24 protein-coding genes, 1 tRNA gene and 1 pseudogene are annotated in these 22,108 nt (G+C 76.9%); 12 read left to right on the top strand and 14 right to left on the bottom strand.

What is annotated here, in order from left to right:
• Nucleotides 1-56: 56 nt before the first annotated feature.
• Nucleotides 57-1,205: a PRC-barrel domain-containing protein gene (locus tag ACI78U_RS13390; RefSeq protein ID WP_456875812.1), complete on the top strand. Its 1,149-nt coding sequence runs from the start codon at nt 57-59 to the stop codon at nt 1,203-1,205.
• Nucleotides 1,206-1,226: 21 nt separating this feature from the next.
• Here ACI78U_RS13390 and ACI78U_RS13385 read toward each other — a convergent pair whose 3' ends face one another.
• The 6 genes from ACI78U_RS13385 to ACI78U_RS13360 are packed head-to-tail and all read right to left on the bottom strand — an operon-like array spanning nt 1,227 to nt 6,508.
• Nucleotides 1,227-1,988, bottom strand: coding sequence for a nitrilase-related carbon-nitrogen hydrolase (locus ACI78U_RS13385; protein WP_456875811.1), 762 nt, complete (start codon nt 1,986-1,988; stop codon nt 1,227-1,229).
• Nucleotides 1,985-3,193: a pyridoxal phosphate-dependent aminotransferase gene (locus tag ACI78U_RS13380; protein ID WP_456875810.1), complete on the bottom strand. Its 1,209-nt coding sequence runs from the start codon at nt 3,191-3,193 to the stop codon at nt 1,985-1,987. Before ACI78U_RS13380 ends, ACI78U_RS13385 begins: the two co-directional genes overlap by 4 nt.
• Nucleotides 3,190-4,656 carry an RNB domain-containing ribonuclease gene (locus ACI78U_RS13375; protein ID WP_456875809.1) on the bottom strand — a complete coding sequence of 489 codons (1,467 nt, stop codon included), beginning with the start codon at nt 4,654-4,656 and terminating at the stop codon, nt 3,190-3,192. The genes ACI78U_RS13380 and ACI78U_RS13375 overlap by 4 nt, the downstream gene beginning before the upstream one ends.
• Complete coding sequence (locus ACI78U_RS13370) at nt 4,653-4,868, bottom strand: RNA-binding S4 domain-containing protein (protein WP_456875808.1); 216 nt, start codon at nt 4,866-4,868, stop codon at nt 4,653-4,655. Before ACI78U_RS13370 ends, ACI78U_RS13375 begins: the two co-directional genes overlap by 4 nt.
• A 10-nt stretch (nt 4,869-4,878) precedes the next feature.
• A complete protein-coding gene (locus tag ACI78U_RS13365; RefSeq protein WP_456875807.1) occupies nt 4,879-5,583 on the bottom strand; it encodes an MOSC domain-containing protein in 705 nt (234 codons plus the stop codon).
• Nucleotide 5,584: 1 nt separating this feature from the next.
• Nucleotides 5,585-6,508: an aldose epimerase family protein gene (locus ACI78U_RS13360; protein ID WP_456875806.1), complete on the bottom strand. Its 924-nt coding sequence runs from the start codon at nt 6,506-6,508 to the stop codon at nt 5,585-5,587.
• 145 nt (nt 6,509-6,653) lie between these two features.
• On the opposite strand from ACI78U_RS13360, the gene ACI78U_RS13355 reads away from it, so the two are divergent.
• Complete coding sequence (locus ACI78U_RS13355) at nt 6,654-7,826, top strand: DUF222 domain-containing protein (RefSeq protein WP_456875805.1); 1,173 nt, start codon at nt 6,654-6,656, stop codon at nt 7,824-7,826.
• 66 nt (nt 7,827-7,892) lie between these two features.
• Here ACI78U_RS13355 and ACI78U_RS13350 read toward each other — a convergent pair whose 3' ends face one another.
• From ACI78U_RS13350 to ACI78U_RS13335, 4 genes and pseudogenes are all read right to left on the bottom strand, one after another.
• Nucleotides 7,893-8,948, bottom strand: coding sequence for a hypothetical protein (locus ACI78U_RS13350; RefSeq protein WP_456875822.1), 1,056 nt, complete (start codon nt 8,946-8,948; stop codon nt 7,893-7,895).
• Between the two features lie 118 nt (nt 8,949-9,066).
• Nucleotides 9,067-9,414 (bottom strand): annotated as a pseudogene (locus tag ACI78U_RS13345) (RNA polymerase sigma factor); the annotation flags it as partial.
• Nucleotides 9,415-9,658: 244 nt separating this feature from the next.
• A complete protein-coding gene (locus ACI78U_RS13340; protein ID WP_456875804.1) occupies nt 9,659-10,123 on the bottom strand; it encodes a GNAT family N-acetyltransferase in 465 nt (154 codons plus the stop codon).
• Complete coding sequence (locus ACI78U_RS13335; RefSeq protein ID WP_456875803.1) at nt 10,120-10,707, bottom strand: TetR/AcrR family transcriptional regulator; 588 nt, start codon at nt 10,705-10,707, stop codon at nt 10,120-10,122. The genes ACI78U_RS13340 and ACI78U_RS13335 overlap by 4 nt, the downstream gene beginning before the upstream one ends.
• An 85-nt stretch (nt 10,708-10,792) precedes the next feature.
• Here ACI78U_RS13335 and ACI78U_RS13330 point away from each other — a divergent pair, with 85 nt between their 5' ends.
• The 3 genes from ACI78U_RS13330 to ACI78U_RS13320 all read left to right on the top strand — a co-directional run bounded on the left by ACI78U_RS13330 (nt 10,793) and on the right by ACI78U_RS13320 (nt 12,983).
• Nucleotides 10,793-11,956: an acyl-CoA dehydrogenase family protein gene (locus ACI78U_RS13330; RefSeq protein WP_456875802.1), complete on the top strand. Its 1,164-nt coding sequence runs from the start codon at nt 10,793-10,795 to the stop codon at nt 11,954-11,956.
• A 99-nt stretch (nt 11,957-12,055) separates the two neighbouring features.
• Complete coding sequence (locus tag ACI78U_RS13325; RefSeq protein WP_456875801.1) at nt 12,056-12,517, top strand: DUF1707 SHOCT-like domain-containing protein; 462 nt, start codon at nt 12,056-12,058, stop codon at nt 12,515-12,517.
• A 70-nt stretch (nt 12,518-12,587) separates the two neighbouring features.
• Nucleotides 12,588-12,983 carry a nuclear transport factor 2 family protein gene (locus ACI78U_RS13320; RefSeq protein WP_456875800.1) on the top strand — a complete coding sequence of 132 codons (396 nt, stop codon included), beginning with the start codon at nt 12,588-12,590 and terminating at the stop codon, nt 12,981-12,983.
• Between the two features lie 7 nt (nt 12,984-12,990).
• Here the strand turns inward: ACI78U_RS13320 and ACI78U_RS13315 are convergent, their stop codons facing one another.
• Complete coding sequence (locus tag ACI78U_RS13315) at nt 12,991-14,052, bottom strand: hypothetical protein (protein ID WP_456875799.1); 1,062 nt, start codon at nt 14,050-14,052, stop codon at nt 12,991-12,993.
• Nucleotides 14,049-14,564, bottom strand: coding sequence for a SigE family RNA polymerase sigma factor (locus ACI78U_RS13310; RefSeq protein ID WP_456875798.1), 516 nt, complete (start codon nt 14,562-14,564; stop codon nt 14,049-14,051). The genes ACI78U_RS13315 and ACI78U_RS13310 overlap by 4 nt, the downstream gene beginning before the upstream one ends.
• Before the next feature lie 209 nt (nt 14,565-14,773).
• Here ACI78U_RS13310 and ACI78U_RS13305 point away from each other — a divergent pair, with 209 nt between their 5' ends.
• Genes ACI78U_RS13305 through ACI78U_RS13295 form a run of 3 tightly spaced genes read left to right on the top strand, consistent with a single transcriptional unit; the run spans nt 14,774 to nt 18,083 of the window.
• Nucleotides 14,774-15,472: a hypothetical protein gene (locus tag ACI78U_RS13305; protein WP_456875797.1), complete on the top strand. Its 699-nt coding sequence runs from the start codon at nt 14,774-14,776 to the stop codon at nt 15,470-15,472.
• Between the two features lie 34 nt (nt 15,473-15,506).
• Nucleotides 15,507-17,435, top strand: a complete 1,929-nt coding sequence (locus tag ACI78U_RS13300; protein WP_456875796.1) for a histidine kinase — start codon at nt 15,507-15,509, stop codon at nt 17,433-17,435.
• A gap of 9 nt (nt 17,436-17,444) precedes the next feature.
• Nucleotides 17,445-18,083: a response regulator gene (locus ACI78U_RS13295; RefSeq protein WP_456875795.1), complete on the top strand. Its 639-nt coding sequence runs from the start codon at nt 17,445-17,447 to the stop codon at nt 18,081-18,083.
• 11 nt (nt 18,084-18,094) lie between these two features.
• Here ACI78U_RS13295 and ACI78U_RS13290 read toward each other — a convergent pair whose 3' ends face one another.
• Nucleotides 18,095-18,589, bottom strand: a complete 495-nt coding sequence (locus ACI78U_RS13290; RefSeq protein ID WP_456875794.1) for a MarR family winged helix-turn-helix transcriptional regulator — start codon at nt 18,587-18,589, stop codon at nt 18,095-18,097.
• A gap of 56 nt (nt 18,590-18,645) precedes the next feature.
• On the opposite strand from ACI78U_RS13290, the gene ACI78U_RS13285 reads away from it, so the two are divergent.
• Nucleotides 18,646-19,629, top strand: a complete 984-nt coding sequence (locus tag ACI78U_RS13285) for an ABC transporter ATP-binding protein (protein ID WP_456875793.1) — start codon at nt 18,646-18,648, stop codon at nt 19,627-19,629.
• Entirely contained in the window at nt 19,626-20,474 is an 849-nt protein-coding gene (locus tag ACI78U_RS13280) for a hypothetical protein (RefSeq protein ID WP_456875792.1), read from the top strand. Before ACI78U_RS13285 ends, ACI78U_RS13280 begins: the two co-directional genes overlap by 4 nt.
• Before the next feature lie 70 nt (nt 20,475-20,544).
• Here the strand turns inward: ACI78U_RS13280 and ACI78U_RS13275 are convergent.
• Nucleotides 20,545-20,630, bottom strand: a tRNA-Leu gene (locus tag ACI78U_RS13275).
• Between the two features lie 165 nt (nt 20,631-20,795).
• Here ACI78U_RS13275 and ACI78U_RS13270 point away from each other — a divergent pair.
• Both ACI78U_RS13270 and ACI78U_RS13265 read left to right on the top strand, forming a co-directional pair.
• The gene (locus ACI78U_RS13270; protein WP_456875791.1) at nt 20,796-21,617 is read left to right on the top strand and encodes an FhaA domain-containing protein; all 822 of its coding nucleotides are present in this window, start codon (nt 20,796-20,798) and stop codon (nt 21,615-21,617) included.
• Nucleotides 21,618-21,630: 13 nt separating this feature from the next.
• Nucleotides 21,631-22,092 carry an FHA domain-containing protein FhaB/FipA gene (locus ACI78U_RS13265; protein WP_456875790.1) on the top strand — a complete coding sequence of 154 codons (462 nt, stop codon included), beginning with the start codon at nt 21,631-21,633 and terminating at the stop codon, nt 22,090-22,092.
• Nucleotides 22,093-22,108: the final 16 nt, after the last annotated feature.

Here is a 22,108-nt window from a genome sequence, read left to right as displayed (position 1 = left end):
GGCACTCCCCGGCAGGTGGGACCGCCAGAGCAGGCGATCCGGAGGAGGCGAGCACCGTGTTGAGCGAGCGAGACCTGTCCGCGGCGATCGGGAGCACGGCACACGGTCCGGACGGCGAGAAGATCGGCACCGTCGAGAGCTTCTTCGTCGACGACCGCACCGGCGCACCGACCTGGGTCGCGGTCAGCACCGGGCTGTTCGGCACCCGTCACTCCATCGTCCCGGCGACCGAGGCGACCTTCGCCGACGGACTGCTGCAGGTGCCCGTGAGCAAGGAGGCGGTCAAGCACGCGCCGTCGGTCGGCGGGGACCACCTGAGCCCCGAGGAGGAGGCCGAGCTGCGCCGCCACTACGGCATCGGGACGGGGACGGGCGTGGGTACCGGCCCGGGGACGGGCGCCCCGGTCCCGCCGGCCTCGGGGGTGCCGGCGGGCGGGGGCGCTCCGGGAGCCGCAGCCCCGGGGGCCACCGCGCCCGGGACCGCGACGCCGGGGGCCGCGGGGCCGGCGATGTCCGTGGTCGACCCGGGCACCCAGCCGGTCCCCCCGCCGGCCACCGACGTCCGCACCACCACCGGCCAGGCCGCGCCGCCCCCGCACCCCCAGCACGCCGCCCCGTACGCCGATCAGCACACGACCCAGCACGCGGCCGCCCACGCCGGGGCCGACGTCGCCCGGCAGGCCTCCGACGGCGCCATGACCCGCAGCGAGGAGCAGCTGCGGGTCGGCACCCGGCAGGTCGCCGCCACCCGCGTCCGGGTGGTCAAGTACGTGGTCACCGAGGAGGTGCAGGTGACCGTGCCGATCCGTCGCGAGGAGATCCGCATCGAGGAGGTGCCCCTCGACGCCCCCGACCCCGGTCCGGGCGAGTCCCTCGTCCCGGCGAGCGCGCCGGGTGGGACCGCCGGCGGCGCCCCGGGTGGGATGACCGGCGGGATGACCGGCGGGATGGCCGGCGGGATGGCCGGCGGTCTGCCCGAGGACATCGTGCTGCACGCCGAGCGGCCGGTGGTGAACGTCGAGGTGGTGCCGGTCGAGCGGGTGCGGCTGCGCACCGAGCTGGTCGAGGGCCAGGAGCGGATCACCGACCAGGTGCAGCGCGAGCAGATCGTCGTCGACGAGACCTCGTCACCCCGGACGGCACCGCAGGCGTCGCCCCAGGCAGCGCCGCAGGGGTACCCGCAGGCGTCGCCGCAGGTGCGCTGACCGGACTCGCCGGCCGCCGTCTCAGGGGCGGCGGTCGGCGAGGAAGGCGAACCGCTTCCGGGTGGCGGCGACCTCGGCGGCGTCGACGTCGGCCAGCAGGAGCGTCTCGCCGCCCGCGGCGGTCGCCAAGAGCTCCCCCATCGGGCTGACCACCTGGCTGTCGCCGGCGTGCTCGAGGCCGTCGCCGGCGGTACCCACGCGGTTGCACGCCACCACGTACGCCTGGTTCTCGATGGCGCGGGCGCGCAGCAGCGTCGTCCAGTGGTGCCGGCGCGGCGCCGGCCAGTTCGCCGTCACCAGGTAGACGTCGGTGTCCTCGGCGGCGGTCCAGAACACGTCGGCGAAGCGCAGGTCGTAGCAGACGAAGGGCGTGATCCGCAGACCGCCGACGGTCACGGTGACCGGTGCCTCGCCGGCGCGGAACCGCTCGGCCTCGCCCCCGTGCGTGAACGGGTGCAGCTTGCGGTAGCGGTGGGTGGTGCCGTCCGGCCCGGCCAGGACGAAGGAGTTGAACGGGAGGGCGCCGTCGGCGGCGATCTCCGGGCAGCTCCCGGCCACCCACACCCCGTGCTCGGCGGCCTGGGTGCGCAGGAAGTCCGCGGACGGGCCGTCCTCGGGCTCGCCGATGCCGGGCGTCATGGAGAACCCGGTGGAGAACGTCTCGCTGAGGAGCACGAACTCCGCCCCGGCACCGGCCGCACGGGCCACCTGCGGCGCCAGCCGGGCGTAGTTGGCCTCCCGGTCCTCCCAGACGATGTCGTGCTGCACGACCCCGAACCTCATGGCCCCATCCTCGTCAACCGGCTCACGGCCTCGGCGAGCACCTCGTCGCGCTTGCAGAACGCGAAGCGGACCAGGTGCCGGCCCAGGTCGGCGTGCCCCGCGGTCCAGAACACCCCCGCGGGCACGGCGACCACCCCGGCCAGCTCCGGCAGGACGCGGCAGAACGCCAGGCCGTCGCCGTCGGCCTGCACCCGGCGGACGTCGACCATCGCGAAGTACGTGGCCTCCGGGGCGATGGTCGGCAGGCCGGCCGCGCGCAGTCCGCCCACCAGCACGTCGCGCCGGCGCTCGAGGTCGGCGGCGATGCGGGTGAAGTAGGCGTCGGGCAGGCCGAGCCCGGCGGCGATGGCCGGCTGGAACGGGCCGGCGTTGACGTAGGTGAGGAACTGCTTGGCGGTGCGGACGGCGGCCACCAGCGGCGCCGGGCCGCAGGTCCAGCCGACCTTCCAGCCCGTGGTGCTGAACGTCTTGCCCCCGCTGCTCACCACCAGCGTCCGCTCGCGCAGCCCGGGCAGCGTGGCCGGGGAGACGTGCTCGGCGCCGGAGAAGACCAGGTGCTCGTAGACCTCGTCGGTGACCAGCAGCAGACCGGCCTCCAGCACGACCTCGGCGACGGCGTCGAGCTCCGCTCGGGAGAACACCTTGCCGGTCGGGTTGTGCGGGGTGTTGAGCAGCAGCAGCCGGGCGCGCGGGGTGACGGCGGCGCGCAGGTCGGCGGGGTCGAACGTCCAGGCCGCGCCGTCGGTGTCGGCCGGTGGCGGGGTCAGCGGCACCGGCCGCAGCACGCCCCCGGCCATCGCGACCGCGGCGGCGTAGCTGTCGTAGACCGGCTCGAACACCACGACCTCGTCGCCGGGCTCGACCAGCGCCAGCATCGCCGCGGTGAGCGCCTCGGTCGCCCCGGCGGTGACCAGCACCTCGGCGTCGGGGTCGTAGGTCAGGCCGCGGAAGCGCTCGACGTGCGCGGCGATCGCACTGCGCAGCTCCGGGGTGCCCGGGCCGGGCGGGTACTGGTCGTGCGCGGTGCCGATGGCATCCCGGGCGACGTCGAGCACCTCGGCCGGCCCGGGGGTGTCGGGGAAGCCCTGGCCCAGGTTGATCGACCCGGTGGCCGCCGCCAGCGCGCTCATCTCGGCGAACACCGTGGTGCCGAAGCCCTGCAGCCGGTCGGCCAGGTACGGCGCGCGGGTCGCGGGGGCACTCATGCGCCCACCGCCGCGAAGCGCACCGACCGGCGGGTGAGGTCGGCCTCCTCCAGCCGCACCCGCACCCGCGACCCCGGCTCCAGGCCCCCGCCCGCGCAGCGCGCGCGGACGGCGGGGTCGTCGAGGACGACGGTGCCGCGACCGCCGTCGGCGTCCACCACCACCGCGTCGAACTCCTCTCCCTCGCGGCCGGCCAGCAGCCAGGCCTCCGTGGCGTCGACGACCGCCCGCTCCACCGCGCGGGTGCGCCGGTCGGAGGCGGCCATGAGTGCCGGCAGCTCCGGCAGGACGGCCCGCACGGCGGGGTCGGGCCCCCGGCCCGCCGCCAGCGCCAGGCACACCTCGGTGCCGAACCGGTCGACCAGCCGCCGCAGCGGCGCGGTCACGTGCGCGTACGGGGCGCCGACGCCCGCGTGTCCGGCGTCGGCGGGCGGGTCGCCGTCGAGGGGCGTGTAGGCGGCGCCGCGCAGGAGGGCGGCGGCCTCCTCGAGGAAGGCCAGGTGCCGCGGGTCGGTGAGGTCCAGCGCGGCCAGCACCCGGCCGGGACCCACGCCCGCCGGCCAGTCGACGCCCAGCGCGGGGGCCAGCCGGCGCAACCGGGCGACGTCCTCGGGGCGGGCCTGCGGCAGCGTGCGCAGCAGGCCGACGCCGCCGTCGACCATGAGCTGCGCGGCCACCCGCCCGGTGAGCAGCGAGATCTGCGCGTTCCAGCCCTCGACCGCCAGGGGTGCGCGGGTGACCAGCGTCCAGCCGCCGCCGTCGGTGCGGACGACCTCCTGCTCGGGCGAGCCCAGCTCGATCGCGCCGCGGGCGGCCGCCTGCTCCTGCAGCAGCCGCCCGAGCTCGGGCAGCACGGCGACGGCGTCGGGCAGGGTCCCCGCGTCGGCCTGCGCCTGGACGTCGGGGTAGGCGAGCCGGGCGCGGCTGCGGACGCGCGCGCGGCGGAGCTCGACCGACCGGACGCCGGCATCGGAGTCCAGGCGGACGGTCCACAGCGCGGCGGCGCGGGGCTCGCCGGGCAGCAGGCTGGCCGCGTCCTCGCTGAGCACCGTCGGGTGCAGCGGGGTGCGCCGGTCGGGGGCGTAGAGGGTCTGGCCCCGGCGGCGCGCCTCGGCGTCGAGCGCGCCGCCGGGCGTGACGACCGCGCCGACGTCGGCGATGGCGTAGCTGACCCGGTAGCCGCGGCCGTCGCGCGCCAGGTGCACGGCCTGGTCGAGGTCGCGGCTGCCCGGCGGGTCGATGGTCACCAGCGGCAGGTCGGTGGCGTCGAGGTCGGGCAGCGGCCGGTCGGCGGCGATCCGCTCGGCCTCAGCCAGCACGCCGGCGGGGAACTCCTCGGGGACGTCGAACTCGGCCCGGATGGCCGCGAAGTCGGGTCCGGCGGGGGCCGCCGCGGGCCAGCGGGGCACCAGCAGCGGGGGCGGCGGCAGTCCGTTCCACGTGGAACGCTCGTCGGGTCTCACGCGACGCGCACGTCCTCGCCGCCGTCGATGGAGACGACGTCGCCGCGGCGGACCTGCCGGCCGCGCCGGTCCTCGGGCTCGCCGTTCACCCGGACCGCGCCGGTGACCAGGACGTCCTTCACCTGTGCGCCGGTGGGGACGGCGTCGACGAGCTTGAGCAGCTGGCCGAGGCGGATGGAGTCCTCGCCGGGGCGGAGTTCGACGGTGCGCACGGTCCCATGATCAGGCGAGGACGAGCTCGTCGCCCACCGCCACCCGGCCGGGCACCGGGACCAGCGCGCCGACGGCCAGCGTGCTGCCGCGCTCGCGGTGGATGGTCTTGAGCACGGTGGTGTCGCGGCCGATCCCGCCGGGCTGGGGCCGGGTGACCATGACGCAGCGGCTCACCGGCTTGAGCACGTCGAGCACGGCGGTGCCCAGGCGCACGGTGCTGCCCACCAGGGCGTCCTCGCCGGCGCCGTCGAGCAGGACGTTGGCACGGAACCTGCGGCGGTCCCAGGTGCCCAGCGTGCCGGTGGAGACCAGTGAGACCCGGATGCGCGAGCTGTCGTGGAACGCGCCGGTCGCGCCCTCGAAGGCGTCCCAGACGTCCTCGTCGTCGTCGGGGCTCTCGTAGTGCCGCGGGCCGCGTTCGGCCTCGGCGGCGCGCAGCGTCACCGGCCGGCCCAGCCAGTCGGAGAGGACGCCGTCGTCGGTGGTGACGGTGCCGTCGGGCAGCACCACCTCGACGCCGCCGTCGTCGCGGAGCCGACCGGCGGCGAAGAGCAGGTCGGGCACCCGGCGGGCGGTCAGCCCGAAGCCGGTCGAGCGGTCGAACAGCGCCCACTGCCGGTCGCCGGCCAGCCCCTGCGGGCCGACGTCGACGGCGTCGAGCCGCTGGCCCTGCAGCGACTTGACCGGGTAGCGCCACAGCTCGAGCACGCGCACGTCAGGCCGCCGTCCAGGCGAGGGTCCACGTGCCCGACCAGGTCTCCCCCGGACCGAGGACGACGAGGTCGACGCCGTCGGCCAGCGCGTTGGGCGGGCAGGTCATCGGCTCGACGGCGAGGCTGCGGCGCCGCTGGCCCTCGGGCAGCGTGTCGCCGCTGTAGACCTGCAGCCACGGCCACGCCTCGTCAACGGTGAGCTCGAGGGTGCCAGCGCGGCCGCGCAGCCGGACGCGGGCCCGGCCGTCGTCGTCGCGGATCAGGTCGGTGAGGGCGTCGTCGAGGGGCCGGTCGCCGATCCGGCCGACGGCGCCGTCGAAGGGCCGCCGGGTGCCGGTGGGCAGGCCGCCGTCGAGGTCGAGGGCGGTGCGCGCCGGGACGGTGAGCTCGGCGTCGCCGATCCCGCCGTCGGCCGTGGCGCCCACCGACAGGTAGGGGTGCATGCCGGCACCGAACGGCGCCGGACGCCCACCGGCGTTGCGGACCCGCACCGTGACGGCCAGCCGGTCGCCGGTCAGGTGCGTGTCGACGGCGGCCGCGAGCCGGAACGGGTAGCCCGGCCGCGCCTCGACGACGGTGCCGACGCTCACCGCGTCGGAGTGCCGGGCCAGGACCGACCACCGCTGCCAGGTGACCAGCCCGTGCGCGGCCGGCTTGCCGGGGCCGGCGGTGTCGAGCTGGAGCTGCTGGCCCTCCCAGGTCCACCGCCCGTCGCGGAGCCGGTTGGGCCAGGGCAGCAGCACGCCCCCGCGCCGCCCGGTGGGCACCGTGCCGGCGGGGTAGCCGTCGAGGACGCCCCAGTCGCCGACGGTCAGCGCGCGCAGCCCACCGCCACGCAGGTCGACGGCGAGCCGGGCGTCCCCGCTGACCAGCTCCACCTCCGCCGGCTCGGTCGCGGGCCACGCGGTCATCGGCGGGACGCTCATGCCCGGCAGCCCACCACACCGGCGCTCCGTCAGCCCAGCGGTCCGGCTCCGGGACGAGTGTCAAGGCCTCCGCGGGATCTGTGGACGGGCCTCTGACCTGGGGATACGGGTCGCGTAGTGCGGTCGAGTCCAGTGTTCTTCGATCATGTGTTCGAGTAGGTGGGAGACCGGTGACGTCCTCGACGACGTCGCCGCGCTCATCGCCGAGCGCAACCGGATCGACGCCGCCCTGGCCCGCAGGGTCCGCGCCGCGGAACTCGCGCAGGCCCCCGAGCGCGACGGGCAGAAGAGCATGGCGGCCTGGCTGCGGGGGCACTGTCGGCTGTCCGGGTCGGACGCCGCGCGGCTGGTCGGCAACGGCCGGGCACTGGAGCACCTGCCGGCCCTCGCCGAGGCGCACGACGCCGGCTGGGTGACCGCGGCGCAGGTGGCCGAGGCCGCCGGGCTGCTCACCCCGAAGCGGCGGGCGGCGTTCGCCGCCGCCGGGGTCGATCTGGGTGAGGTCGACGGGGTGCTCACCGGGGTGGCGGTCGAGCAGGACCACGCCGCCTTCGTCACGGTGGTCAAGCACTACGAGCACGCCTGCGACCCGGACGGGCCCGAGCCCGATCCGACCGAGGGTCGGTCGTTGACGGTGTCCAAGCACGCCGACGGCACGGTGTCCGGACGGTTCCACCTCGACGCGGTGGGCGGGGAGAAGGTGCAGGCCGCCCTCGAGGCGCACGTGCAGGCCGACCGGCCCGCCGGCGACGAGCGGACCCGGGCTCAGCGGCAGGGTGACGCGCTGGTGCAACTGGCCGACACCAGCCTGGCGTCCGGCGACCTCCCGGTCCTGCGCACCGTCAAGCCCCATGTGGCTGTGCGGGTCGATCTCGACGACCTGGCCGACCCGGCCACCGGGCCCGGCACCGCGACCATGGGGTTCGGCGCGACGATCTCCGCGGCGCGGGCCCGGTGGCTGGCCTGCGACGGCGCGATCTCCCGGGTGGTGTTCGGGCCCGACGGGACCCCGCTGGACCTGGGGCGCAGCCGGCGGCTGGTCAGCCGGCAGCTGCGCCGCGCCGTCGAGCTGCGCGACGGGGGGTGTGTGTTCGCCGGCTGTGACGCCCCGACCCACTGGGCGGACGTGCACCACCTGGTGCACTGGATCGACGGCGGCGAGACCAGCCTTGCCAACTCGGCGCTGCTGTGCGAGCGGCACCACACCAAGGTCCACCACGGCTTCCGCGTCGAGCGGCAACCCGACGGTCGATGGTGCACCTGGCGCCCCGACGGCACCGAGATCACCGTCCCCGCACCGCTGGCACCCGCCGCCTGACCGACCCGCGCACGCCGGCACGGCCGCCCGCATCTCGCGCGGACGGCCGTGCCGGCGTGCCCGCGGTCAGGCCGCGGCGGTCACCTGCTCGCCGATCTGGAGGACCTGCTCACGGGTCAGCGCCTGCGGGGCGAGGAGCTGGAAGAAGCGCCCGTCGGCGAGCCGGCCGACGAGCATCCAGGAGGGAGGGGCACCGGCGTCACCCTCGACGAGCGCCAGCCGCCCGGGCCGCTCCTGGACCGTCACCGTCTCCACCGGCGCGGCCAGCGGGAGCCCGGCGAGGAGCCCGTCGATCGTCCCCGGGTACTCCTGGCCCACCGCGCTGAGCCGCAGTGACAGGCCGGGGTCGGTGTCGCTGACGAGGTCCAGGCTGCGGCTCTCCTCGTAGCCGCCCACCGACCAGCCCGCCGGCGCGAGCCCGAACTGCAGGCCCACCGGCTGCGGCCGGTCGACGACCGACTCCCCCACCGCGACCAGCGCCCCGGCGTCGGCGTGGACGCCCTCACCCGAGAGCTGGATCCACTGCCCGTCCCGGCGCTCCCACAGGAGGGTGACCACGCCGTCCTGCCGCCACACGGACGCCTCCACCCCGTCGACGGTCGCCGTGCCGGCCGGAGCCCCCTCGTGCCAGAAACCGTAGTCCTCCGACGTGCGCGGGTCCTCCGGGTAGACGCCGAGCAGCACCCGGTCCCCGCCAGGGGACGTGTGGTCGGCGATGGAGTACGGCGGCGTGCTCCCGTACTGCGGCATCCCGCCCCGGCGGCTGTAGGACGGCGTCAGCCCCTCGGGCACCGGGTCCAGGGACACCGGGAACGTGACCGCCTCGGCGGCGACCAGCACGATCGCACCCGGCGCCGGCGCGGCGACGGACGGAGCCGGGCGCGGCGGGGCCGGGGACGTCGGCTCGGCGACGACCACCGCCGTCGCCCAGGCGGCCGCGACGGCCAGCAGCCCCGCACCGACGTGCAGCGACGTCCGCCGGCCCGGCGGCCGGAGGCGGCGCCGGCCGGTCCGGGCGGTGCCGATCTCCTCGAGCAGCGCGGCGCGGGCCGCCGCGCGGGCGGCGGGCGTCAGGGCCGGCGCCTCGGGCCCCGCCTCGCGGAGCAGGGTGGTCTCGTTCACCGGATCTCCTCGGGGTCGGGTCCCGACAGCAGGTCGGACAGCGACGGGCGTCGAGGGCCGCGCGGGTCTGGCGGCGGGCGCGGTGCAGGCGGGAGCGGACCGTCCCCACCGGCACGTCGAGGACGGCCGCGACCTCCTCGTAGGACAGGTCACCCCAGGCGACCAGCAGCAGGACGTCGCGGTCGCGCCGCTGGAGGCCGGCCAACGCGGCGGCGAGCGGTCCGCGCAGCGCCTGGGCGTCCAGCCGGCCGTCCGGGTCGTCGTCGGGCCGCACGTCCCGCTCGCCGGCCACCCGGGCCAGCGCCCGGTAGCGGCGCCGCTCCGCCCGGGCGGCGCCGCGCAGGAGGTTGGTCGCGATCCCGATGAGCCACGGCCGGACGTCGAGGTGCTCGGGGCGGTAGCCGGCCCGGCGCCGGAATGCGACGAGGAAGGTCTCGCTGAGCAGGTCGTCGGCGAGCTCGCCCACCCGGCGGCCGAGATAGCGGTGCACCGCGGTCGCGTGCCGGTCGAACAGCGTCGCGAAGCGCTCCGGGTCCACCAGCGACGCCGCGACCAGCTCCGCGTCGGTGGGCAGGGCGGAGGGCAGCGCACGCAGCGGCACGGCGTCCGGCTGCTCCGCCGAGCGGGACAGGGCGGTCACGACCGGTGATGATCTGGCAGCGCAGGGTGGGCTCGTCACACCCCTCCATGTCCGGAGTGGCGGATCGGGTTCACGACCCGTCGAGCACCCGCTCGTAGTACAGCGAGCACCCGGCGTCGGGATGGTCGACGTAGGCCCCGAACGCCGGGATCGCCCGGTACCCGGCGCCCTCGTACAGCGCGATGGCCTCGGGCTGGCGCGGACCGGTCTCCAGCCGCAGCGTCGTCCACCCGCGCGACCGGGCCGCGGCCTCCAGTGCCGCCAGCACCAGCTTCGACACGCCGCGGCCGCGGGCGGCGGGGACGACGTACATGCGCTTGACCTCGGCCACGTCCGCACCCAGCGCCCGCAGCGCCCCGCAGCCCACCGCGGTGCCGTCGGCGTCCCGGGCCACCAGCACCACGCTGACGTCGGCGGCCGACGGCGGCGTCCCGGGCTCGCCCTCGCCGTCGTACCGCGCGCGCAGCTCGGCCTGCTGCGCGGCGGTCAGCCGCTGCACGTCCGCGTCGTCCCAGGCCGCCGGGGTGACCCTCACCGGCTGATCCCGTGCAGCAGCAGGCCGGCCAGCTCCCGGTAGGCGGCGGCGTCGTCCAGGCCCGTGACCCGGGCGGTGTCCCCTCGGCCGATCCGCAGCATGAGCGTGGTGACGGTGTCGGCCACCAACGCGGGGTGCACCTCGCGGAACCGGCCCGCGGCCACCCCCTCGGCGATCAGCGCGCTCACCCGCTCCGCCGCGACGGCGGTGTTCTGCTCGTACACCGCGCGCCCGGGCGGGAACGCCTCCAGGTCGCGGTGGAACGCCCGCGACGCCGGGGTCAGCGCCCGCGCCACCGCCTCCAGGTAGGCCGTCACCCGCTCCGCGGGGTCGTCCTCGGTCGCGGTGCGCGCCTCGACCTCGGCGGTGGCCCGGCGGAAGAAGTGCCGCACCACCCGGACGGCGAGCTGCTCCTTGCTGTCGGCCAGCGCGTACAGCGTCGTCTTCGAGCAGCGCAGCCGGACGGCGAGGTCCTCGAGGGTGAACCCGGCGAAGCCCTCGGCCAGGAACAGCTCCTCCAGCTGGTCGAGCAGCTCGGCCTGGCGCACGGTCAGCCGCCGCTCGCGCTGCTCCGTCGTGGTCACCACGTCTCCCCACCCTCACGCCTGGACGGAGCACAGTACCGCGGTACCGTTCGCAGTACTGCCGTCCGCGACGAGGGGGACCCCTGTGGCCGTCGACCGTGAGCTGCCCACCCAGGAGGCCGCCGACCTGATCGCGCTCACCCGCGAGCTCGCCGACGCCGAACTGGCGCCCCGGGCCGCGGAGTACGAGCGCGAGGAGCGCTTCCCGCGGGAGGTGTTCGCCAAGCTCGGCGAGGTCGGCCTGCTCGGGCTGCCCTTCGGCGAGGACGTCGGCGGCGGCGGCCAGCCCTACGCCGTCTACCTGCAGGTGGTCGAGGAACTGGCGATGCGCTGGGCCACCGTCGCGCTCGGGGTCAGCGTGCACACCCTCGCCTGCGGCCCGATCGACCGCTTCGGCACCCCTGAGCAGCGCGAGCAGTGGCTGCCGGAGATGGTCGGCGGCCGGCTGCTGGGCGCCTACTGCCTGTCCGAGGCGCACGCCGGCTCCGACCCCGCCGCCATGCGCGCCCGCGCCGTCCGCGACGGCGAGGGCTGGGTCGCCTCCGGCGAGAAGGCGTGGGTCACCCACGGCGGGCACGCCGACTTCTACTCCACCTTCCTGCGCACCCCCGACGACGGCGAGCGCGCCATCTCCTGCTTCCACCTCACTCCCGACCTGGCCGGGTTCACCGCGGCCCCGCCCGAGCAGAAGATGGGCCTGACCGGCTCGACGACGGCGGCCATGCGCCTCGACGACGTCGCCGTGCCGGCCGGCCGCATGGTCGGCGAGCCCGGCCGCGGTCTGTCCATCGCCCTGGGCGCGCTCGACTCCGGGCGGCTCGGGGTCAGCGCCGTCGCCGTCGGGCTGGCGCAGGCCGCCCTCGACGTCGCCGTCGCCTACGCGATGGAGCGGGAGGCCTTCGGCCGGCGCATCGTCGACCACCAGGGCCTGGCGTTCCTGCTCGCCGACATGGCCGCCGCCGTCGAGTCCGCCCGCGCCACCTACCTGGTGGCCGCGCGCCGCAAGGACGCCGGGCTGCCCTACTCCCGGCAGGCGAGCATCGCCAAGCTCGTGGCCACCGACGCCGCGATGAGGGTGACCACCGACGCCGTCCAGGTGCTCGGCGGCGCCGGCTACACCCGCGACCACCCCGCCGAGCGGTACATGCGCGAGGCCAAGGTCATGCAGATCTTCGAGGGCACCAACCAGATCCAGCGCATGGTCATCGGCAAGCACCTGGCCAAGGAGGCCACCCCGGCGAACGGCTGACCGTGTGCAGGACGCACGGGCGATCGATGACGTCTGTCAATGGGCACGGTCCCGGACCGCGGCGAGACTCGGGGCACACCGCCTGACGAGGAGTCCCCGATGCCCGAGCCGCACCTGCTCGCCGCCGACGCCGACCGCGCCGCCGTGGTCACCCGCCTGGACCAGGGCCTGGCCGACGGCCGGCTGACCCTGGCCGACTACGAGGACCGCTCGGCCCGCGCCCACGCCGCCCGCACCTACGGCGAGCTGGCCGACCTCACCGCGGACCTGCCCGCCGCGGCCCGGCAGCCGGACCGGCGCCCCGCCCCGGTCGCCCGGGCGGTGACCTGCGGCTCGTGGCACGGCGCGTGGGGCGCCGACCTGCGCGCGGCCTGGAGCCAGTGGGCGGTCACCGCGGTGGTCGTCGTGGGCATCTGGCTGGTCTCGATGCTGGCCACCGGCGACCTGCAGTACCCGTGGCCGGTGTGGGTGGTCGGTCCGTGGGGCGTGGTGCTGCTGGCCCGCACGCTCGGCGAGCGGCGTCCGGGGCGCAGCGACCGGCAGCAGCGCCTCCCCGCCTGATCCGGGCGGGTGTCGTCCGGACCGCTCGGGTAGGGGTCCCCCGACCCCAGCCACGCACCCGGAGGACGCCGTGCACACCCTGACCGAGCGCTTCACCGCTGCCCTGCACCACCTCGACGCCGAGCGCGACGCGCAGCCGATGGTCGAGCTGACCGGCGAGGACGCCGTCCTCATGAAGCTCAACGAGGACCACGAGGCCCGCGGGCCGGAGGGCGCCAAGCGCTTCTGGGAGGACTACCGCAACGTCTTCGGCGACCTGGAGACGACGTTCACCTCCAGCACCGTGGGGGAGAAGACCGCGGCGCTGGAGTGGGAGTCGCGGGGCACGCTGCGCAGCGGGAAGCCCTTCCGCTACAAGGGCGTGACCGTGATCGAGAGCGACGGCTCCCACGACGGCCCGCTCACCGGCGTCCGCACCTACTACGACTCCGCTGCGTTCGTGCAGGAGAGCGCCGGCACCGCCTGACCGGTACTCACTCCCCCGTCCGCGCCCGGGCGGCGCAGTCGTCGACGACGGCGTCCCAGCCCGCCCGGGCCTGGACCAGCTCCACGTCGCTGCGCCGTCCCACCGCCATCGGGTAGGTGTAGGTGAGGCCGCCGTCGGCCGAGAAGCGCAGCACGAACCCGTGTGGCAGCAGGCAGGCGACGAAGCGCTCCTCCACGGCGGGATCCGCCGACAGCGAGGGGTCGGCGGCCGAGGCGAACGCCCACGACACCGGGGCGGGGGTCCCCTCCGTCCGCGAGATGTAGCGGAGGCCGGTCGTGGACCCGTCGCGGACGAGCTCGACCACCTCCGAGCCGGGGTACACCGGCGCGGGCACCTCGGCGACCAGCGCGCCGTCGTCCTCGGGCAGCTCCGTCCACTCCCGGCCGATCGCGCCGTCGCCGAAGCGCACCGTGCCGGGCGAGTAGCGGCCACCCTCGCCGGGCCGGGTGACGACGGCCAGGGCCGGCGCGGCGCCGGTCGTGTCGAGCAGCGCCACCGTCGCACCCCGTCCGCTGCGCTCGGGCGGGGCGAGCAGGGCCAGCTCGCCGGGCGCCGCGCCGGGCGGGCCGCCGAACCAGGCGTGCAGCAGCTGGCCCTCGTCCTCGCCGATGACCAGCGCCCAGCGCCGGCCGTCGGGCAGCTTGCCGGCGAAGGCCACGTGCCGGGCCGACTCCGGCGGGCTGAGCTCGGTCCCGCCCGGACCGAGCGGCGCGGACCAGTCGATGGCCGCCACCCCGGCGACGAAGTCCTCGTCGGCGGCGAGCGAGCCGCGGGTGGGGAGGTCGTACAGGAGCGGAGCGGCCTGCGGCGTGCGCTCCCCGGCGCCGGCGACCTCCCCCGCCCCGGGGCCGGCGTCGGGCACGAGCGCCGGCGCCGCGGCCCCGAGCAGGGCGACGGCGAGCGCCCCGGCGACCCAGGCGGCCCGCGTCCGCCGCTGCCGGCGGGCCAGCGCGACGGCGGCGTCGGCGGCGTCGGCACCGCGCGGCGGGCCGGCCTCGGCGGCCAGCCGGTGCAGGGCGTCGCGGACGTCGAGGTCGGGGTGGGTCACGACGGGTTCCTGTCGGTCGAGGAGGCGGTCTCGGGGCCGAGCACCCGGCGCACGGCGGCCAGGCCGCGGGCGGTGTGCGTGCGCACGGTGCTGGGGGAACAGCCGAGCAGGGCGGCGGTCTCGGTCTCGGTGAGGTCCTCGTAGAAGCGCAGCACGAGCACTGCGCGGGCCCGCGGGGAGAGCTGGTCCAGGGCCCGCCGCAGCTCGTCGCCCAGCGCGTACGCGTCCTGCCAGTCCCCGGCGGCGCGGTCGGGCAGCGTCTCGAGCACCTGCTCGCCGTGCCAGAGCCGGCGCCGCCAGTCCAGGTGGCAGTTGAGCAGCAGCCGCCGCACGTAGGCGATCGGGACGTCGGCCCGCTGCACGCGGCTCCAGTGCCGGTGGGTCCGGGCCAGCGCCGTCTGCACGAGGTCCTCGGCGTGGCCGCGGTCGCCGGTGAGCAGGTAGGCGGTGCGCAGCAGCGCTGCCTCGTGCGCCACGACGAACGCCGTGAACTCGTCCCGGTCGGCGCCCATGTCCACCCGCTCCCGTGGTGTCCCTGACCAGTTGACCCGGTGGGAGGCCACGATGCGCGACGGCGGGAGGTCACGGAAGGGTCACGGTTCCCGGTCGCGGTCCCGGTCAGGAGGGGACACCGCTCCCGTGTGCCCGGGACCGGTCCGAGCAGACGGTGGGTGCACACCGGCGGGGACGTCCCGCCGCAGCGGACCCGGAGGTCCCTCCCGTGCACACCACCGCCCCCGCCCCCGCCCCGGCCGCGCCGGCGCCCGCGCGCACCCTCGGCCCCGTCGGCCGCCGGCTGGCCGTCACCGGCCTGGTCGTCGGCGCCGTGCTCAACACCGCCGAGGCGGCGCTGCTGCAGTTCCTGCCCGAACGCCCGGAGGAGATCGTCGACCAGCTCGCCCTGGTCGGGGAGCACACCGCCCTGTTCACCACCCGCCTGGTCACCGGCACGCTCGCCATCCCGTTCATGGCGATCGCCTTCCTGGCCGCCGCGGGCCTGCTGGCCACCCGCATGCGCAAGACCGCGTACGCCGCCGGCGCCCTGCTGCTGGCCGGCGTGTGGGGCTTCGTGGGTATCCACCTCATGGGCTACCTGCAGCTGCCGGCGTCGGAGTCCGGCGACCTCGACGGCGCGGCCGCCCTGCTCTACGCCGCCGAGGCGCACCCGGTGTTCCTCGCGCTGTTCCTCGCGCCCTTCCTCCTGGGCACGACGCTGGGCATGGTCACGCTCACCGTCGGCCTGCTGCGCTCGGGCGTCGTCCCGCGGTGGATCCCGGCGGCCTGGCTGGTGTTCATCGTGCTCGACTTCTCCGTCGGCGCGGTCGGCCCGGTCGACCCGCACTACCTGTGGCTGGCCGGTGCCCTGGGGCTGGCGGTGCACATCGCCCGCTCGGGCGAGCGGCGCGGCCTCGCCTCCTGACCGGGACCGACCCCGACCCCTACGGTCCCCCGACGTGTACCGGAACCGGCGCGGCAGCCGGGTCGCCCTCCCGGCGGCCCGGCTGCTCGCCGTCGCCGCGGTGCTCGCCACCGCCGCCGCCCTGGCCCTGCCCGTCGTGCGCGCCGGGGACTGGCTGCCGCAGCTCTTCCGGACGCCGGAGCCGGTGGCCGGCCCCAGCTTCGCCGTCGCCGGCGCCCTGCTCGTGGGGCTGCCGCAGGCGCGGCGCCTGGGCTGGCTGCTGGTGGCCGTCGGCTGCTCGGCGTCGGCGTACGTGCTCGCGACGTCCTGGTGGGCCGCGGCCGGCCAGACCGGGCCGGCCGGCTGGGTGCGCGGCTGGGTGTGGGTGCCGGCGCTGCTGCTGGTGACCACCGTCCTGCCGCAGGTGCTCCCCTCCGGCCGGCCGCTGCCCGGGTGGTGGCGGTTCCCGCACGCGGCGGCCCTGGCGCTGACGGTCCTCACCACCGCCGCGCTGGCGCTGCCCCTCGGCATCGGCGACCCGTTCGGTGTCCCCGCCTTCCCCGTCCTGCTGGGCACGCTGGTGGTGGCAGGCGTCGCCTCGCTGGCGGTCCGGGTCCGCCGTGCCGACGGCGTCCAGCGGCGGCAGCTGGCCTGGGCCGGCTACGGCGTCGTCGCCGCGATCGCGGCCACCTTCCTCGCGCCGTGGTGGGGCGTCTCGCTGGCCGTGCTGCTCGTGCCGGCCGGGCTCGCCGTCGCCGCGTTCCGGTACCGGCTCTACGACATCGACGTCCTGGTCAACCGCACCGTCGTCGGCGGCGTGCTGCTCGGCCTGACCGCGCTGGTGTACGCGGCCGTGGTCGGCTGGGCCGGCGCGCTGCTGGGCGACCGCCGCGGATGGGCCCCCTTCCTCGCCGCCTTCGCGGTGGCGCTGGCCTTCCACCCCGCCCGGCTGCACGTGCAGCGCCTGGTCGACCGGCTGCTCCACGGCGACCGCGGGGACCCCTACACGCTGCTCACCCGGGTCGACGCCGCCCTCGGCGCCGCCGCCTCCCCCCGGCAGGCGCTGCGCGACGGCGCCGCCGCGGTGGCGACCGGGCTGCGGCTGCGCGGAGCGGCGGTCGAGGTGCCGCTGCCCGGAGGCGCCGTCGTCCGGGAGGAGTCGGGCCGGGTGCCCGACGGCGCCCGCCGGGTGCCGCTGGAGCTGCACGGCGAGCCGGTGGGCGAGCTGCTCGTGGCGCCGCGGGCCGCCGCGGCCGGGCTGGACCCCGCCGACGACCGGGTGCTCGCCGACCTCGCCGGGCGGCTGGCGGCCGCCGCCTACGCGGTGCGGCTCACCGGCGACCTCGCCGAGTCGCGGGAGCGGCTGGTCACCGCCCGCGAGGAGGAGCGCCGCCGGCTGCGGCGGGACCTGCACGACGGCCTGGGCCCGCAGCTGTCGGCGGTGGTGATGACCCTGGACACCGCCGGGTCCGCGCTGCGGCGCGACGACGCCGCCCGGGCCGCCACGCTGGTCGCCGCCGCCGGCAGCCAGGCCGCCGACGCGGTCGCCGACGTCCGGCGGCTGGTGCACGGCCTGCGCCCGCCGACGCTCGACGACCTGGGGCTGCTCGGCGCGCTGCGCGCCGGCGCCGCGCCGCTGGCCGAGGGGGGACCGCGGGTGACCGTGACCGGCGAGGGCGTGCTGACCGGACTGCCCGCCGCCCTCGAGGTCGCCGCGCTGCGCATCGCCCAGGAGGCGCTGCACAACGCCGTCCGCCACGCGGGCGCGCGCACCGTCGCCGTGCACGTCCGGGCCTGCGCGGACGCCGTCGAGGTGGAGGTCGCCGACGACGGCCGCGGGCTGCCCGAGCGGCCGGTCGCCGGCGTCGGCCTGCTGTCGATGCGCGAGCGCGCCGCCGAGCTGGGCGGGTCCTGCTCCGTCGGTCCCGGCGAGCCGTCGGGCACCCGCGTCCACGCCGTCCTGCCGCTGCCGGCAACCGACTGAGGAGGACCCGTGCGCGCCGTCGTCGCCGACGACCACCCCGTGTTCCGCCAGGGCCTGCGGGTCCTGCTCGAGGACCTCGGCGTCGACGTCGTCGCCGAGGCCCCGGACGGGACCGCGGCCGTCGAGGCGGCGCTGCGGGAGCGCCCGGACGTCGTCCTGATGGACGTGCAGATGCCCGGCCTGTCGGGGATCGAGGCGACCCGGCAGCTGGTGGAGCAGTGGCCGGAGGCCAGGGTGCTCGTGCTCACCATGGTCGCCGACGACGAGGCCGTGTTCGCGGCCGTGCAGGCCGGCGCGCTCGGCTACGTGCTCAAGGGCGCCGGCCAGGCGGAGATCGGCCGGGCGCTGGAGTCGGTCGCCGCCGGGCAGGCGGTCTACGGCGCGGAGGTCGCCCGGCGGCTGCGGGCGTTCTTCACCGCGGGGTCCGGCGTGGTCGCGAAGCCCTTCCCGGAGCTGTCCGACCGCGAGCGGGAGGTCCTGGACCTGATCGCCGCCGGGCTGCCGAACACCGCGATCGCCTCCCGGCTGTTCCTGTCGGAGAAGACCATCCGCAACAACGTGACGTCGATCTTCGCCAAGCTGGCGGTGCGCGACCGCGCCGAGGCGGTGGTGCGGGCGCGCGAGGCGGGGCTGGGGCGCGGCCGGTAGGAGCGCGTGCCTCAGCCGGCCGTCGTCTCTCCGGTGGTCTCCCCGGTGGCCGCGGCGTCGGCCGTGGCCGCCTCGGCCGCGTCGACGCAGGCCCGCAGGAACCGCTCGACCACCTCGGCCTCGTCCGGCGGCAGGTCGCCGACCACCCCGCGCAACCGCCCACCCAGGGGGCGGAAGGCAGCGGCGGTCAGGTCCCGCGCCCGCTCGGGGAGCACCAGCACGCTGCTGCGCCGGTCGTGCTCGGCGGGGACGCGGACCACGTGGCCGGCCCGCTCCAGGCGGCCGATGAGCGCCGAGGTCGCGGGCGCGCTGAGCGACAGGGCCGCGGCCAGCCGGCTCGGGGTCAGCGGGTCGCGGCGGGCCTGGGCCCCCCACAGGTGCCCCAGCGCCTCGAGGTCGGTGCGGTGCAACGCGTGCCGCCGGGCGACGACGTCGGCGAAGCGGTCACTGACCAGGGTGAACTCGCGCAGCAGGGCCACCAGGTCCCCCGCCCGTTGCGCGTCCACCCGCGGGATGCTACTACTTCCATCATGGAAGCACCTGGGTCGGCAGGGTCCCCTCGGTGATCGAGGTCGACGGGCTGGTGAAGCACTACGGGCCCACGCGCGCGCTGGACGGGCTCTCCTTCACCGCCCGTCCCGGCACCGTGACCGGTTTCCTGGGCCCGAACGGTGCCGGCAAGTCCACCTCCCTGCGGATCCTGCTCGGCCTGGACCGGGCCGACGCCGGCACCGCGACCGTCGCGGGCCGGCGCTACGCCGACCTCCGCGCACCGCTGCACCTGGTGGGCAGCCTGCTCGACGCCCGGGCGGTCGCGCCCCGGCTGAGCGCCCGCGCGCACCTGCTGGCGCTCGCGCGCAGCAACGGCATCGGCGCCCGCCGCGTCGGCGAGGTCCTGGCCACCTGCGGGCTGGAGGACGCGGCACGCCGCCCGGTCGGGGGCTTCAGCCTCGGTATGAGCCAGCGCCTGGGCCTGGCCGGCGCCCTGCTCGGCGACCCCGCCGTCCTGGTCCTCGACGAGCCGGTCAACGGCCTCGACCCCGAGGGCGTCATCTGGATCCGGGAGCTGCTCCGGGAGCTGGCCGGCGAGGGCCGCACCGTGCTGCTGTCCTCGCACGTGATGAGCGAGATGGCCGTGACCGCGCACGACCTGGTCGTCATCGGGCGCGGGCGCTTGCTGGCCCAGACCACGGTCGCCGACGTCACCGCCCGCGCGGAGGGGTCGGGTGTGCGCGTCCGCACGCCCGACCCGCGGGCCGTCGCCGACCTGCTGCGGGCGCGCGGCCTGGAGGTCACTCCCGACGGGCCGCCGGACGACGACGGCCGCGGTGCGCTGTGGGTGCGCGCCGGCAGCACCGACGAGGTCGGCCGGATCGCCGCCGAGCACGGGGTGACCCTGCTCGAGCTCAGCGCCCGGCAGGGATCGCTCGAGGACGCCTACCTGCAGCTCACCGCGGAGGTGGCGCAGTACCGCGGCCGGCCACCCGCGACCGACGTCCCGGGCAACGCAGCGACGGGTGCCGGCGCCGGGCGGGCCGCCGCGTGAGCGCCTCCGACGCCGGCCCGGTCGCCGGGGCCGCCGTCCTCGCCGACCGGCTGGCGCGGGCCGCACCGGGGCGGCGCCGCCAGCTGGTGCGGGCCGTCTCCGCCGAGTGGGTCAAGGCCCGGTCGCTGCCGTCCACCTGGACGGCGCTCGGGACCTTCCTCGGCATCATGCTCGGCCTGGCGGTGCTCATCCCCCTGACCCGCGACCTGGGGTCGCTGCCACCGGCCGAGCGGGCCCGGGTCGAGCCGGTCGCCGAGGCGCTCAGCGGCGTGTTCATGGGTCAGGTCGCCCTGGCGCTGCTCGGCGCGCTGCTGGTCACCGCCGAGTTCTCCTCCCGCGCCATCACCGTCACCGGCCTCGCCGTACCGCAGCGGCGCGTGCTGCTGGCCGCCAAGGCGCTGCTCCTGCTGACCCTCACCGTGCCGGTCGCCGTCCTGGCCACCACCGTCGGCACCGCCGTCGGCCTGGGCATCCTCCGCGGGCAGGGCCTCACCGTGGGCCTGACCGACGCCGGCGTCCCCCGAGCCGTCCTCGGCGCAGCGGCCTACCTGGTCCTCGTGGCACTGCTCGGCCTGGCCGTGGGGACGCTGCTGCGCTCGACCGCGGCGACCGTGGTGCTGCTCACCGGCGTGCTGTTCCTGCTCCCGGTGCTGGTCGGGCTCCTGCCGGCCGCCATCGCGGACGCGGTCGGACCGTGGCTGCCCAGCCAGGCCGGGCAGGCGGTCCTCCAGCTCGGCGAGCCGGCCGGCTACCTCCCACCGGTCGCGGGGGTCCTGGTGCTGGCCACCTACACCGCCGTCCTGCTGACCGCCGCGGCCCGGGTGATCGGACGCCGCGACCTCTGATCCCCGGGACCGGGCACCGGGCCGGACGCGCGAGACCCCGCCCGGTCGTCCGGACGGGGTCTCGACGTGCTGGTGGGCAAGGGGGGAGTTGAACCCCCACGTCCTTCCGGACACACGGACCTGAACCGTGCGCGTCTGCCATTCCGCCACTTGCCCTGGCGAGGAACGACCTTAGCAGCCGGCCGGCCGCAGCCGGCGGAGGGGGCCCCGTCGCGGCGGCCGGCCCGCGTGGCGCGTCGCGTCGCGGGCCGGTCACCGCCCGTCGGCACGGCTAGGATCGTCGGGAGGACCATCATTACCGGGTGAGGTGGAGGAGCGACTGTGGGCGTGCTGCAGCGCTTCGAGCGACGCCTCGAGGGGATGGTCGGCGTCGCCTTCGCCCGCCTGTTCAAGGGCAAGGTCCACCCCGCCGAGATCGCCAAGGCCCTGCAGCGGGAGGCCGACGAGCAGCGCTCCGTCATGGGCGAGGGCCGCGTGCTGGCGCCCAACGTCTACGACGTGCGGCTGGGTCCCACCGACTACGAGAACCTCGCCGAGTGGTCCGAGCAGCTGGCCGCCCAGCTCGCCGACATGGTCTCTGAGCACATCGAGAGCGAGGGCTGGCAGGTCTTCGGCACCGTGCAGGTCCGCCTCGAGCGCGACGACGACCTGCCCACCGGGGTCTTCGAGGTCAGCTCGCACGTCGCCGACCCGGCGCGGCCGGGCTCCCGCGCCGACGGCGCCGTCGTCCCGCCGCCCCCGCCGATGACCGGCTCCGGCGCGGTCCCGCCGCTGCCGCCGCTGCCCGGGCGGGTCGCCACCGACACCGGCCGGCAGCACCCGTCGGTGGTCGGCCGCGCCGGCTCCCGGCCCGGCGTGACGCACGTGCTCGTCGTCGACGGGCCCGGCACCCGGCACGAGCTGACCACCGGCCGCAACGTGATCGGCCGCGGCACCGACGCCGACATCCGGCTGCCCGACACGGGCGTGAGCCGCAAGCACGTCGACGTCGTCCTGGAGGGCGGCACCGCCGTCGCCGAGGACCTCGGCTCGACCAACGGCACGCTGGTCAACGGCCGCCGGATCAGCCGGCAGGCACTGTCCGACGGCGACGTCATCCGCATCGGGCACTCCGTGCTGGTGTACCGGCAGGACGGCACGTGAGCGGGCGCCGGTCGTGACCGCCGAGATCGTCCTGCAGCTGTTCCGCTTCGGGTTCCTGCTGCTGCTGTGGCTGTTCATCTTCGCCGCGTTCCGCGTGGTGCGGGCCGACCTGTTCGGCGGCCGCACCGGGCGGGTGGCCTCGGTGCCCCCGCGCGCCGCCGCCCCCGGCCGCCGGCGCGGACGCGGCCCGCGCACGCTGGTCGTGACCGCCGGCCCGCTGACCGGTACCAAGATCACCCTCGGGGAGCAGCCGATCCTCATCGGCCGCGCCGACGACTCCACGCTCGTCCTCACCGACGACTTCGCCAGCTCCCGGCACGCGCGGCTGACCAACCGGGGTGGACAGTGGTACGTCGAGGACCTCGGCTCCACCAACGGCACCTACCTGGACCAGCAGCGGGTGCAGGGGCCGTTGCTGGTGGCTCCCGGCCAGCCGATCCGCATCGGCCAGACCGCCCTGGAGCTGCGCGGATGACCTCGCTGACGACCAC

The organism is Geodermatophilus sp. SYSU D00710 (genome assembly GCF_054050195.1).
The sequence above is the reverse complement of the archived record's forward strand: the minus strand, read 5'-3'. Positions and strand labels throughout refer to the sequence as shown.

Bases quoted from the DNA above. Each gene is read 5' to 3' on its own strand.
- ACI78U_RS13360 (WP_456875806.1), bottom strand. From the start codon at position 6,508: ATGAGCGTCCCGCCGATGACCGCGTGGCCCGCGACCGAGCCGGCGGAG.
- ACI78U_RS13310 (WP_456875798.1), bottom strand. From the start codon at position 14,564: ATGGGCGCCGACCGGGACGAGTTCACGGCGTTCGTCGTGGCGCACGAG.
- ACI78U_RS13355 (WP_456875805.1), top strand. From the start codon at position 6,654: ATGTGTTCGAGTAGGTGGGAGACCGGTGACGTCCTCGACGACGTCGCC.
- ACI78U_RS13380 (WP_456875810.1), bottom strand. From the start codon at position 3,193: ATGAGTGCCCCCGCGACCCGCGCGCCGTACCTGGCCGACCGGCTGCAG.
- ACI78U_RS13325 (WP_456875801.1), top strand. From the start codon at position 12,056: ATGCCCGAGCCGCACCTGCTCGCCGCCGACGCCGACCGCGCCGCCGTG.
- ACI78U_RS13385 (WP_456875811.1), bottom strand. From the start codon at position 1,988: ATGAGGTTCGGGGTCGTGCAGCACGACATCGTCTGGGAGGACCGGGAG.